The 12280-nt window shown below is 41.8% G+C and carries 12 protein-coding genes and 5 tRNA genes; all 17 read right to left on the reverse strand.

Features of this window, described 5'->3' with window-relative positions; translation table 11 throughout:
- Positions 1-23: 23 nt before the first annotated feature.
- Entirely contained in the window at positions 24-3836 is a 3813-nt protein-coding gene (rpoB, locus tag ACWJAO_RS13315; protein WP_022122142.1) for a DNA-directed RNA polymerase subunit beta, read from the reverse strand.
- Positions 3837-3946: 110 nt separating this feature from the next.
- The gene (gene rplL, locus ACWJAO_RS13320) at positions 3947-4324 is read right to left on the reverse strand and encodes a 50S ribosomal protein L7/L12 (RefSeq protein ID WP_006848843.1); all 378 of its coding nucleotides are present in this window, start codon (positions 4322-4324) and stop codon (positions 3947-3949) included.
- Between the two features lie 56 nt (positions 4325-4380).
- Complete coding sequence (gene rplJ, locus ACWJAO_RS13325; protein ID WP_449140592.1) at positions 4381-4899, reverse strand: 50S ribosomal protein L10; 519 nt, start codon at positions 4897-4899, stop codon at positions 4381-4383.
- A gap of 18 nt (positions 4900-4917) precedes the next feature.
- A complete protein-coding gene (gene rplA / locus ACWJAO_RS13330) occupies positions 4918-5610 on the reverse strand; it encodes a 50S ribosomal protein L1 (protein ID WP_117586709.1) in 693 nt (230 codons plus the stop codon).
- A 21-nt stretch (positions 5611-5631) separates the two neighbouring features.
- Positions 5632-6072 carry a 50S ribosomal protein L11 gene (gene rplK / locus ACWJAO_RS13335; protein WP_006848846.1) on the reverse strand — a complete coding sequence of 147 codons (441 nt, stop codon included), beginning with the start codon at positions 6070-6072 and terminating at the stop codon, positions 5632-5634.
- Positions 6073-6133: 61 nt separating this feature from the next.
- A complete protein-coding gene (gene nusG / locus ACWJAO_RS13340; protein WP_006848847.1) occupies positions 6134-6676 on the reverse strand; it encodes a transcription termination/antitermination protein NusG in 543 nt (180 codons plus the stop codon).
- A 12-nt stretch (positions 6677-6688) separates the two neighbouring features.
- A complete protein-coding gene (secE, locus tag ACWJAO_RS13345; RefSeq protein WP_006848848.1) occupies positions 6689-6877 on the reverse strand; it encodes a preprotein translocase subunit SecE in 189 nt (62 codons plus the stop codon).
- Positions 6878-6893: 16 nt separating this feature from the next.
- Positions 6894-6966, reverse strand: a tRNA-Trp gene (locus ACWJAO_RS13350).
- 63 nt (positions 6967-7029) lie between these two features.
- Positions 7030-8226: an elongation factor Tu gene (gene tuf / locus ACWJAO_RS13355; RefSeq protein WP_449140593.1), complete on the reverse strand. Its 1197-nt coding sequence runs from the start codon at positions 8224-8226 to the stop codon at positions 7030-7032.
- 68 nt (positions 8227-8294) lie between these two features.
- Positions 8295-8366 (reverse strand) — tRNA-Thr (locus ACWJAO_RS13360).
- Positions 8367-8380: 14 nt separating this feature from the next.
- Positions 8381-8453: transfer RNA gene (locus ACWJAO_RS13365), tRNA-Gly, on the reverse strand.
- A 13-nt stretch (positions 8454-8466) separates the two neighbouring features.
- A tRNA-Tyr gene (locus tag ACWJAO_RS13370) sits at positions 8467-8548 on the reverse strand.
- Between the two features lie 18 nt (positions 8549-8566).
- Positions 8567-8640, reverse strand: a tRNA-Thr gene (locus ACWJAO_RS13375).
- Positions 8641-8739: 99 nt separating this feature from the next.
- On the reverse strand, positions 8740-9039 hold the full coding sequence (gene hpf / locus ACWJAO_RS13380; protein ID WP_022122138.1) for a ribosome hibernation-promoting factor, HPF/YfiA family: 300 nt from the start codon (positions 9037-9039) through the stop codon (positions 8740-8742).
- A gap of 23 nt (positions 9040-9062) precedes the next feature.
- Complete coding sequence (xerA, locus tag ACWJAO_RS13385) at positions 9063-9944, reverse strand: site-specific tyrosine recombinase/integron integrase (RefSeq protein WP_449140604.1); 882 nt, start codon at positions 9942-9944, stop codon at positions 9063-9065.
- A gap of 83 nt (positions 9945-10027) precedes the next feature.
- Positions 10028-10219 (reverse strand): 30S ribosomal protein S21, encoded by a 192-nt coding sequence (gene rpsU, locus ACWJAO_RS13390; RefSeq protein ID WP_006848852.1) that lies wholly within the window; start codon positions 10217-10219, stop codon positions 10028-10030.
- A gap of 136 nt (positions 10220-10355) precedes the next feature.
- Positions 10356-12143 carry an aminopeptidase P family protein gene (locus ACWJAO_RS13395; RefSeq protein WP_449140594.1) on the reverse strand — a complete coding sequence of 596 codons (1788 nt, stop codon included), beginning with the start codon at positions 12141-12143 and terminating at the stop codon, positions 10356-10358.
- Positions 12144-12280 lie beyond the last annotated feature (137 nt).

A 12280-nucleotide genomic window follows, 5' to 3' on the forward strand; every position in this document is an offset into this window, starting at 1 on the left:
ATATAAATTAGGGGTTCTCAAAATTAATCAAGTTTGATGCTCAAACCAAGGCCACGAAGCTCATGGAGCAATACGTTAAGTGACTCAGGAATACCAGGAGTTGGCATTGGATCGCCCTTTACGATTGCTTCGTATGCCTTGCTACGTCCTACAACATCATCTGACTTAACAGTCAGGATCTCCTGCAAAACGTGGCTTGCACCGAATGCCTCGATAGCCCAGACCTCCATCTCTCCGAATCGCTGACCACCAAACTGTGCTTTACCACCAAGTGGCTGTTGTGTAATCAAAGAGTATGGACCGATAGAACGAGCGTGCATCTTATCCTCAACCATATGACCTAACTTCAAGAAGTATGTCATACCAACAGTAGCTGGCTGGTCAAACTGCTCTCCAGTCTCACCATCATAAAGGTAAGTTGAGCAGAAACGTGGCAAGCCTGCCTTATCTGTCCATTCAGAGAGATCATCCAATTTAGCACCATCAAAGATAGGAGTAGCAAACTTTACACCCAACTTTTTACCTGCAGCACCCAAGATACACTCGAAGATCTGACCAAGGTTCATACGTGAAGGCACACCCAATGGATTCAATACCATATCAACAGGACGACCGTCAGCCATAAATGGCATATCCTCCAAACGAACTACCTTAGACACAATACCCTTATTACCATGACGACCGGCAAGTTTATCACCAACCTGGATCTTACGTTTCTTAGCAATATATACCTTAGCCATCTGAAGAATACCTGATGGAAGTTCATCACCAATAGTGATAGCAAACTTACGACGCTTTAATTCAGCATCAAGTTGCTTATACTTGCGGATATAGTTCATAATAAGTCTCTGAATCAAGCCATTGGTATGCTCATCCTTAGTCCACTTATTAGACTGAACACCATCATACTCCAAATTCTTCAACGCTGTAGCAGTAAAGGTACTGCCCTTGGTGATAATCTCAGCACCTGTATAATCCTTAACGCCCTCAGAAGTCATACCTTCTGTAAGCGTAAGTAACTTGTCTACGAGGATATCCTTCAAGTCATCACCCTTTGCCTCATACTCCTCATCAATCTTAGCAAGAATAATCTTATCCTGCTTCTTTGACTCACGGGTCTTGATAGCACGAGAGAACAACTTCTTGTCAATAACAACACCACTCAATGATGGATTTGCCTTCAATGAAGAATCCTTCACATCACCAGCCTTATCACCAAAGATAGCGCGAAGCAACTTCTCTTCTGGTGAAGGATCACTTTCACCCTTAGGCGAAATCTTACCAATCATGATATCACCTGGTTCAATTCTTGCACCAACACGCACGATACCATTATCATCAAGATCCTTTGTAGCTTCCTCGCTGACATTAGGGATATCAGATGTGAATTCCTCTACTCCACGCTTAGTTTCACGGACATCAAGAGAGTATTCGTCAACATGTACAGATGTCAATACGTCATCACGAACCATACGTTCAGAAATAACAACAGCATCCTCATAGTTGTAACCCTTCCAAGGAATATAAGCTACAAGCAAGTTACGGCCCAAAGCCAGCTCACCGTTTTCTGTCGCATAACCCTCAGTCAGGATATCACCCTTCTTTACACGCTGTCCCTTATTACAGATAGGACGCAAGTCGATGGTCATATTCTGGTTGGTACGACGGAACTTAGGAATACGATACTCCTTCAAAGCTGGTTCGAAGCTTACAAACTCATCGTCTTCTGTGCGATCGTAAAGGATACGGATAGTTGTAGCATCAACATATTCGATAACACCCTCACCTTCTGCAGTAACCATAGTACGAGAATCCTCACAAACTTGCTTCTCAAGACCAGTACCAACTATTGGTGCATCATTATGAAGCAATGGTACAGCCTGACGCATCATGTTACATCCCATCAACGCACGGTGACCATCATCATGCTCCAAGAATGGAATCAAACCTGCGGATACAGAAGCAATCTGCTGTGGAGAGACGTCAACATAATCAACTTGATCCGGACCTACAACAGGATAATCAGCATCCTGACGACACTTTACTACATCACGAATGAAAGAACCATCAACAGTCAAAGGCGCATTACCCTGACCGATAATCTTAGATTCTTCATCTTCAGCAGTCAAGTATACAACATCCTCATTAGCCATATCGACCTTGCTATCATTCACCTTACGGTAAGGAGTAACAATAAAACCAAGATCATTAATCTTTGCATACATACAGAGAGAAGAAATCAAACCGATGTTTGGACCTTCAGGACTCTCAATAGGGCAAAGACGACCATAGTGTGTATAATGTACATCACGAACTTCGAAACCGGCACGCTCACGAGACAAACCACCAGGACCTAAGGCAGAAAGACGACGCTTATGAGTTACCTCAGCCAGAGGGTTAGTCTGGTCCATGAACTGTGACAATGGATTAGTTCCAAAGAAAGAATTGATAACACTAGAGATTGTCTTAGCATTAATCAAATCTGTTGGAGTAAACACCTCATTGTCGCGAACATTCATACGTTCACGGATAGTACGGGTCATACGTGCCAAACCAATAGAGAACTGGTTAGCCAACTGCTCACCTACAGTACGAACACGACGATTAGACAAGTGGTCGATATCGTCAACTGTTGCACTAGAGTTAATCAGCTGAATAAGATATTTAATGATCTCAATAATATCTTCCTTAGTCAAGACACGAACATCAATATCAGTATCAAGATTCAATTTCTTATTGATACGATAACGACCTACCTCACCCAGATCATAACGCTTATCCGAGAAGAACAGGTTTTGGAAAACCTCACGTGCACTTGCGTCATCTGCAGGATCAGCATTACGCAACTGACGATAGATATAGTTAACAGCTTCCTTCTCAGAGTTACTTGGATCCTTTGCCAAAGTATTGAAGATAATAGTAAACTTGTTGGCAGCTTCCTCATCCTTATGAAGCAGAACAGTCTGCGCTCCACTCTCAACAATCTCCTCAATATTATCAGCAGTAAGTTCAGTCTCACGCTCCATGATTACTTCATTACGCTCGATAGATACTACTTCACCAGTATCCTCATCAACGAAGTCCTCATTCCAACTCTTCAAAACACGAGCAGCAAGCTTACGACCAATAGCAGCCTTCATATTCTTCTTGTTAACCTTCACCTCCTCGGCGAGATCAAAAATCTGAAGAATATCCTTATCCTGTTCGTAACCAATAGCACGCAACAATGTGGTTACAGGCAACTTCTTCTTACGATCGATATATGCATACATTACATTGTTAATGTCAGTTGCAAATTCAATCCAGCTTCCCTTGAAAGGAATGATACGAGCAGAATAAAGCATGGTACCATTTGCATGAACACCCTGGCTAAAGAACACACCAGGAGAGCGATGAAGCTGAGAAACAACAACACGCTCAGCACCATTAATCACGAAAGTACCATTATCGGTCATATATGGGATAGTACCAAGGAACACATCCTGAATAAATGTACCGAAATCCTCATGATCAGGATCAGTACAATACAGTTTCATCTTAGCCTTCAAAGGTACACTATATGTAAGACCACGCTCCAAACACTCATCAATAGAATAGCGAGGAGGGTCGATATAGTAATCCAAGAACTCAAGAACGAAATTGTTACGTGTATCGGTAATAGGGAAGTTCTCAGAGAACACCTTATACAAACCGTCATTCTTGCGTTCCTCAGGCGGAGTATCCAACTGTAAGAAGTCCTTGAAAGACTTTAACTGCACATCGAGGAAATCCGGATATGGATACGGATTATGCACGCTGGCAAAATTTACTCTGTTATCAACAATTTTTGTAGCCATTAGAAGTTATTAAATGGGTTTTATTAATAATATAATAAAAGACACAAAAAGGTTAGGACTCACCTACTTGGAGAATCCTAACCATTTATATAAAAAATGTATTACTCTAATTACTTGAGCTCTACCTTAGCACCAGCCTCTTCGATAGCCTTCTTAAGGTTCTCAGCCTCGTCCTTAGCTACACCTTCCTTGATTGTAGAAGGAGCACCGTCTACGAGATCCTTAGCCTCTTTCAAACCGAGACCACAAGCCTCCTTAACAGCCTTTACAACCTGGAGCTTAGCGCCACCAACCTCAGCGAGGACTACGTCGAATGTAGACTTCTCCTCAGCTGCAGCTGCACCACCAGCAGCAGGACCAGCAGCTACAGCTACAGCTGCAGCAGCAGGCTCAATACCATACTCGTCCTTGAGGACTGTTGCCAACTCATTAACTTCCTTAACAGTAAGATTTACTAACTCTTCTGCAATAGCTTTGATATCTGCCATTTTATTCTAAATTTTATTTTTGTTTATACTATAATTAATGATAACATTGTGATTGATTACTCAGGACGCTCGCCCAATGTCTTAAGCACACCATGAATAGTGTTGCCTCCTGATTGAAGAGCTGAAACAACGTTCTTTGCAGGTGACTGGAGCAAAGCAACAATCTCTGCGATAACTTCGTTCTTGCTCTTGAGAGCTGAAAGCTCTGCAAGTTTGTCTGCGCCAACGTAGAAGCTTTCCTCTGCATAAGCAGCCTTCAATGTTGGAACATCTTCCTTGTCATATTCCTTCAACAACTTAGCTGGTACATTAGCTGTATTAGCAAACATTACAGCAGTTGTACCCTTCAAGCAGCCGTAGAGCTCAGAGAAATCGATATCTGATGCCTCGAAAACCTTGTGAAGCAAGGTATTCTTAACAACAACCATCTTAATCTCGCTCTGGAAGCACTTACGACGGAGTGCGCTTGTCTTCTCTGCATTCAATCCTGTAACATCTACAAGATAGAAATGAGGAAACTCCTGCAACTTCTGTCCAAGTTCAGCGATAATAGTATCTTTAACTTCTTTCTTCATTTTACAAAACTTTTAGAGTTATTCAACTGATTTAGGATCAATCTTGATACCCTTACTCATAGTGCTAGAAATAAAGATACTCTTGATATATGTACCTTTAGCAGCAGCAGGCTTCAACTTGATAACTGTGTTGATGAACTCCTTAGCATTTCCGTAGATCTGCTCAGGTGTCATGCTAACCTTACCGATTGAAGTATGGATAATACCAGCCTTATCAACCTTAAAGTCAATCTTACCTTGCTTAACTTCCTTTACTGCCTTAGCAACATCCATAGTTACAGTGCCACTCTTAGGGTTAGGCATCAAACCACGAGGACCGAGTACACGACCCAAAGGACCAATCTTACCCATGCAAGAAGGCATTGTGATGATGACATCAATATCTGTCCAACCACCCTTAATCTTCTCAACGTATTCGTCAAGACCTACATAATCAGCACCTGCTTCCTTAGCAGCAGCTTCCTGATCAGGAGTACAGAGTGCGAGCACGCGAGTAACCTTACCTGTTCCGTTTGGCAATGAAACAACGCCACGAACCATCTGGTTAGCCTTACGTGGATCAACACCTAAGCGTACATCAATATCAAGAGATGCATCAAACTTGGTAGTGGTAATTTCCTTTACCAACTCTGAAGCCTCCTTCAATGTGTATGCCTTCCCTGCTTCAACCTTATCAGCTACTGATTTTTGATTTTTTGTCAGTTTACTCATTTTTCTAATTGAAGTTTTAAATTATTTACCAGGGAAGTCCCCTTTTACAGTAATACCCATACTTCTTGCAGTACCAGCGATGAGCTTCATAGCTGATTCTACAGTAAAGCAGTTCAAGTCCTTCATCTTATCCTCAGCGATTACCTTTACCTGATCCCAAGTAAGAGAAGCAACCTTCTGACGATTAGGCTGAGCAGAACCTGACTTGATTTTGGCAGCCTCTTTCAATTGAACTGCAGCAGGTGGAGTCTTGATAATAAAATCAAAAGACTTGTCAGTATAATAAGTAATAACTACTGGCAACACTTTACCTGCTTTGTCCTGGGTACGGGCGTTGAATTCCTTGCAGAATCCCATAATATTAATACCCTTAGAACCCAGTGCAGGTCCTACTGGAGGTGAAGGATTCGCAGCGCCACCTTTAATCTGTAATTTGATTAATCCAGCAACTTCTTTAGCCATTTTCTTGTTAATATTTAAAATTGAAACTTATAAAAGGATCTAAAATTCTCGTAACAGAATCCTATTCCTTTTCTACTTGCATAAAACCTAATTCCAACGGAGTTTTACGTCCGAAGATCTTAACCGTAACTTTCAGCTTATGCTTTTCAGCATTAACCTCTTCAACGATTCCGCTGAAACCACTGAATGGACCTTCCATAACCTTAACGGTATCATTAACCAAGTAAGGACAATCAAGATTCTCCTCAAACTCAGTCTCCTCTGCAGAACCCAACATACGATTGATATCGCGTTGTGGAACAGGTGTTGGTTCATCCAAACCTCCAAGGAAACCCAAAACATTAGGGAGGAAACGCAACGTATGTGCGACATCACCCTTCAGTTTGGCCTCCACAAAAACATAACCTGGAAGAGAAACCTTTTCTTTAACGACTCTCTTTCCATTACGCACAGTTGCATGTTTCTCAACTGGTATCAACACCTGAGAAACATTTGCTGCTAGTAAGTCATTGTGCTTCATTTCAGCTTCGATGTATTCTTTCACCTTAGCCTCTTTGCCACTAACGGCTTTAAGCACATACCATTTATTTCCTGCGTCTGCCATTTCCTTAAAAAATTAACCTGGATAAACTACACCCATAAAGGCTTTGAAAATAGAATCCATCGCGAACACAACAAGTGCAATGACTAGGGAAGCAGATAATACAACCATTGCACTATGAGTTAGTTCGGCACGTGATGGCCAAGTAGTCTTATGCGCAAGTTCATCGTAACATGCCTTGCAATAATTTACTATTTTATTCATATTATCTTCTATTTAGCACGGGTTGAAGGGCTCGAACCCTCGACACCTGGTTTTGGAGACCAGTGCTCTACCAACTGAGCTAAACCCGTAGAAAGACTCCCTCTCCCTTAGGAGGGGAATCTAATATATATAGCAAATTAGATAAATCTAAATTACTTGATATCGTCGAGAATTGTTGTAATCTGACCAGAACCTACTGTACGACCACCCTCACGGATAGCGAAACGAAGACCCTCGTTCAAAGCAACCTTGTAGATCAACTCTACCTCAATCTCTACGTTATCACCAGGCATTACCATTTCAACTCCCTCTGGAAGCTTGATTTCACCTGTACAGTCCATAGTACGGAGATAGAACTGAGGACGATACTTATTACCGAATGGAGTGTGACGACCACCCTCTTCCTTCTTCAATACATAGATAGAAGCCTTGAAGTGATCGTGAGGAGTAATAGCACCTGGGTGTACAACTACCATACCACGCTTAACCTCAGCCTTATCGATACCACGGAGAAGCAAACCTACATTATCACCAGCTTCACCCTCAGCAAGGATCTTACGGAACATCTCAACACCAGTAATAACTGACTTCTTGTCCTCACCAAGACCGAGCAACTGAACTTCGTCACCTACCTTGCAACGACCTGTCTCAATACGACCTGTAGCAACAGTACCACGACCTGTAATTGAGAATACATCCTCGATAGGCATCAAGAATGGCTTATCAATCTCGCGCTCTGGCTCCTGGATCCACTCATCAACTGTATCCATCAAAGTCTCAACAGACTTAACCCACTTCTCAACGCCATTCAAAGCACCGAGAGCAGAACCACGGATGATTGGAGTATCCTCTTCGTAACCATACTGCTCGAGGATTTCACGAACTTCCATCTCAACGAGCTCAAGCATCTCCTCATCGTCAACCATATCGCACTTGTTCAAGAAAACAACCAAGCGAGGTACGTTTACCTGACGTGCAAGAAGTACGTGCTCACGTGTCTGTGGCATAGGACCATCAGTAGCGGCAACTACCAAGATAGCACCATCCATCTGAGCAGCACCAGTAACCATGTTCTTTACATAGTCAGCGTGTCCAGGACAGTCAACGTGTGCATAGTGACGCTTTTCTGTCTCATACTCAATATGAGCAGAGTTGATAGTGATACCACGCTCTTTCTCCTCAGGAGCATTATCAATCTGATCGAATGACTTAACTGCCTCAGATGTACCGAGCTTCTCGTTCAATACCTTAGAGATAGCAGCGGTCAGAGTAGTCTTACCATGGTCAACATGACCAATTGTACCAATGTTAACATGCGGTTTGGTACGCACGAATTCTTCTTTAGCCATAGCTTTTCTTTTTATTTATATAAATGAATAATCTGTTCCTCTACCATCCTAAGCATCTAGAACGATAGAGCTGTAACTGAGAGTTGAACTCAGGACCTCTTCCTTACCAAGGAAGTGCTCTACCACTGAGCTATTACAGCAAGTTAATAAATTGAGCGGAAAACGGGGCTCAAACCCGCGACCCCCAGCTTGGAAGGCTAGTGCTCTATCAACTGAGCTATTTCCGCTTATCAAAGAAAGTGGGTAGTGATGGATTCGAACCACCGAAGGCATAGCCAGCAGATTTACAGTCTGCCCCATTTGGCCACTCTGGTAACTACCCAAACTTTTTCTTTTTCTGAGCCTCTTGTCGGATTCGAACCAACGACCCCGAGATTACAAATCACGTGCTCTGGCCAACTGAGCTAAAGAGGCAATCTTTACAGCCGCAATACGGCTAAATTTCCATCTATCGGAAAACGGCTGCAAAGATACAACTATTTTTTGAATCAACAAAATTTTTTCGAGTTTTTTTTATCGATTCCTTGATTTTTCTTTAAATTTGGTCAATTGAACCTTCATTGAGTCCACCGCCTGGTCAATTCCTTCCTCAAAAGTGTCGCATGTCTTTTCCACGAACAACTTGGTTCCAGGGACAGCAACTTCCAGATGAACTTCCTTATTCAAGGCAGTAGCAGGCTTTACGACCTTTAATTGCACCTCTACTTTCTGTATATCTTCAAAAGTTTTTTCTAACTTGGCGACTTTCTTTTCGATAAACGCCTGTAACTTCTCGGTAGCGTCGAAGTGAATCGACTGAATCTTAATTTCCATAGTTACCTCCATTTTTTAAAAGGTTACGCCCGAGGATGGGCTTCAATATAAACTCGTTTCAACTGTTCAAACGTTGTATGCGTATAAATCTCGGTCGTCGAGAGTTTCGCATGCCCCAACAGTCTTTTCAAACTTTCAATTCCAGCACCATGATTCAACATCGCTGTAGCAAACGTATGTCTCAACACGTGCGGACTTTTCTTTTTTAACGAGCAAACCCTTGCGAGGTTCTCTTTCACGATTTCTCTGACTTGAACCGGACTCATCCGTCCGCCCCTATCCGCAAGCAAAAGAGCTCCAGACCTAACCTTCACTCTTTGTGCCCTTAGAGCCAAATATTCCGAAAGAGTATTTTTAAGCTCGTCACCAAAAGGAACTATACGTTGTTTGTTTCCCTTACCCGTAATCTTTATCTCATTTTTGATAAAGTTTACATCGTCAACATCAAGTCCTATCAACTCCGACAATCGCATCCCCGTCTCATAGAACAATATTATAATAGTACGTGCGCGTACATTATTATAATCATCGCCCCACATTTTCCTGTCAAGTAACTCATCCATCTCATTTTCTTTCAAGAATTGAGGCAGCGGTTTACTTTCCTTAGGCCCTTTGAGTCTATGAGCAGGATCCGACTTCACATAATGTCTGACTAGCGCAAACCGATAGAACATTTTCAAAGCACTTAACCGGCGATTAACCGAGGTTGCTTTATTACCTACATCTACCATATGTTCCAACCAGTTGCGAATCATATCAGAATCAACAGATTCCCAAGTGAAGGATTCAGACAAGTTCCTAGCATATTGCTCAAAGAGTTTCAAATCTTCGCGATAGTTTTCTACCGTTCTCTGTGACCTGTTCAGTTCAGAGCGCAAATATTCCAAGAACTTATCTATACTCAACATAACGTCGTACCTTTTTCATTTCGGCAACGAAGTTACGAAAATTATTTTAAACTACCAAATTTTTTGAGGATTTTTTACTTTTATTCCTCGTTTGCACGCAACTGCTGTACGTAGATGGCGTGTTCCATCTTGAGACGCTTCAAAACAGAAGGCTTGTCATACTGCTGGCGAGCACGGAGCTCCTTAACAACACCTGTCTTTTCGAATTTTCTCTTAAACTTCTTGAGAGCTCTCTCGATGTTCTCACCGTCTTTAACTGGTACAATAATCATTTTTTTGCTTTTAATTTATTATGTTAAACTTATGTTATTCTATGCGAAATATGGCAATGCCACAATTTGCGGGTGCAAAATTACATCTATTTTATCAAACTACCAAGTTTTTCTTCAACTTTTTGCTCTAAAATGTTCATTTTATGGGTTTTGTAGCATTTTTAAGCCACAATTTCTCCTCTTCATTAAGGAAAGGAGACAATTTTTCATAAACCAACTGATGATAATCATTGAGCCATTCAATCTCTTCAGGCAACAACATATCAACATCTATAGGAGTGGTATCTATAGGACAAAGAGTAAGAGGCTCTATCTGCAGGAATTTACCGAACTCTGTAGACATGTAGTCTGAAATCAGGACCGTATTTTCTATTCTTACGCCAAACTTACCTGCCAGATACAAACCAGGCTCATCAGTCAAGGTCATTCCAGCCCTCAAAGGTGTAGGCATCCAGTCCATTCTAATCTGATGAGGGCCTTCATGCACGCAGAGATACGAACCTACTCCATGTCCTGTACCATGCAGGAAATTATATCCTTCACGCCACATACACTCTCTTCCAACAGCATCCAGCTGTGTTCCGGATGCACCATCGGGGAATTTAACCAATTCCAACTGTATATGCGCTTTCAGAACTAAGGTATAAATATGCTTCATCTCTTCAGATACAGGTCCCAAAGCTATGGTACGGGTAATATCCGTAGTACCATCCTGGTATTGGGCTCCAGAGTCTATCAAGATCAAGCCTTCCGGTTTCAGAACGACATCAGTTTCAGGTGTTGCCTCATAATGTACAATTGCTCCATGCTGCGCATATCCGGCAATCGTATCAAAAGAAATATCTCTGAACAGTTTCTGTTCTGCACGCAGAGAAGTTAATTTCTTATCAATGGATATTTCTGTTTGTCCACCAGCCTCAACTGCAGGTTTCAACCACTTCAAGAACTTAACCATAGCTACACCATCTTTAAGCATCGCACTACGGTAGCCCTCTATTTCAGCTTTATTTTTCACAGCCTTCATAGCCGGGATAGGTGAACCTGCAGCTACGATCTCCTGACATTTAACAGCTTTCCACAGATAATAGCTCGTTTCATCTCCATCCAGCAAGATATTATATTCCGAATATGATTCAAGGCATTTTTCCACCTTATTATAATTATAGAGAGAAACCTGATTGTCTTGAAGATACTGTTTTACTTCAGAAGACAGTTTGTTTTCATCCACAAAGAGAGAAACTTTATCACTCTCAATCAACAAATAACTTACAAATACAGGATTGCAATGAACATCAGTACCACGAAGATTCAAAGTCCAAGCAATATCATCCAAAGCAGATACGAGCATGCCATCAGCATGAAGTTCTCTCAAAGACTTACGGATACGGGACACCTTAGAAGCCAGCGTTTCTCCTGCATATTCCAATGGCTGGATTTCTACCGGATTTGCAGGAAGCGAAGGGCGATTCTCCCAGATTTGTGCCAAAGGATCCAAATTAGTTCTAAGCGTAATTCCACCGAGTTTACGGAGAGAATAGCTTAAATCCTTAACATAATTATAAGAGTTGACCATACCGTCAAGTCCAACCTCAGGAGATTGAACCTCCTGCAATTCTTTACCCAACCATTCAGCGATAGTAGGCGTACCTTCTATTCTCAGCTTCATCAACTGATATTCAGTACCTCCCAACAGTTCTTCTGCAGCCAGAAAGTAACGGGAATCTGTCCATAAAGCAGCCGAAGTCATCGTAACGACAGCAGTACCAGCCGACCCGTTAAAACCAGAAATCCACTCTCTTCCCCGCCAATGGTCGGCGACATACTCGCTCTGGTGAGCATCAGTACTCGGGAAGATGAAAGCAGAAAGATGTTCACGCTTCATCAACTCCCTCAATCTAGCTAAACGTAATTCGATTTCATTCATATTTTTATGCAATTTAATGTTTAACTTATCTCCAAATAATGCATTTTGCTAATTAGAGATTACAAAGATAACATTTTTAAGAATTAACAACAAATTTAAGCGCAAAAATATGCACGATTTACATTACTTTTTATTAA

The organism is Segatella sp. (assembly GCF_977051555.1).

Coding starts and splice junctions, on each gene's coding strand:
- ACWJAO_RS13395 (WP_449140594.1), bottom strand. CDS start 12,143: ATGAATGAAATCGAATTACGTTTAGCTAGATTGAGGGAGTTGATGAAG.
- hpf (WP_022122138.1), bottom strand. CDS start 9,039: ATGGAAATTAAGATTCAGTCGATTCACTTCGACGCTACCGAGAAGTTA.
- rplK (WP_006848846.1), bottom strand. CDS start 6,072: ATGGCTAAAGAAGTTGCTGGATTAATCAAATTACAGATTAAAGGTGGC.
- rpsU (WP_006848852.1), bottom strand. CDS start 10,219: ATGATTATTGTACCAGTTAAAGACGGTGAGAACATCGAGAGAGCTCTC.
- tuf (WP_449140593.1), bottom strand. CDS start 8,226: ATGGCTAAAGAAGAATTCGTGCGTACCAAACCGCATGTTAACATTGGT.
- nusG (WP_006848847.1), bottom strand. CDS start 6,676: ATGGCAGACGCAGGAAATAAATGGTATGTGCTTAAAGCCGTTAGTGGC.
- rplA (WP_117586709.1), bottom strand. CDS start 5,610: ATGAGTAAACTGACAAAAAATCAAAAATCAGTAGCTGATAAGGTTGAA.
- rplJ (WP_449140592.1), bottom strand. CDS start 4,899: ATGAAGAAAGAAGTTAAAGATACTATTATCGCTGAACTTGGACAGAAG.
- rplL (WP_006848843.1), bottom strand. CDS start 4,324: ATGGCAGATATCAAAGCTATTGCAGAAGAGTTAGTAAATCTTACTGTT.
- secE (WP_006848848.1), bottom strand. CDS start 6,877: ATGAATAAAATAGTAAATTATTGCAAGGCATGTTACGATGAACTTGCG.
- rpoB (WP_022122142.1), bottom strand. CDS start 3,836: ATGGCTACAAAAATTGTTGATAACAGAGTAAATTTTGCCAGCGTGCAT.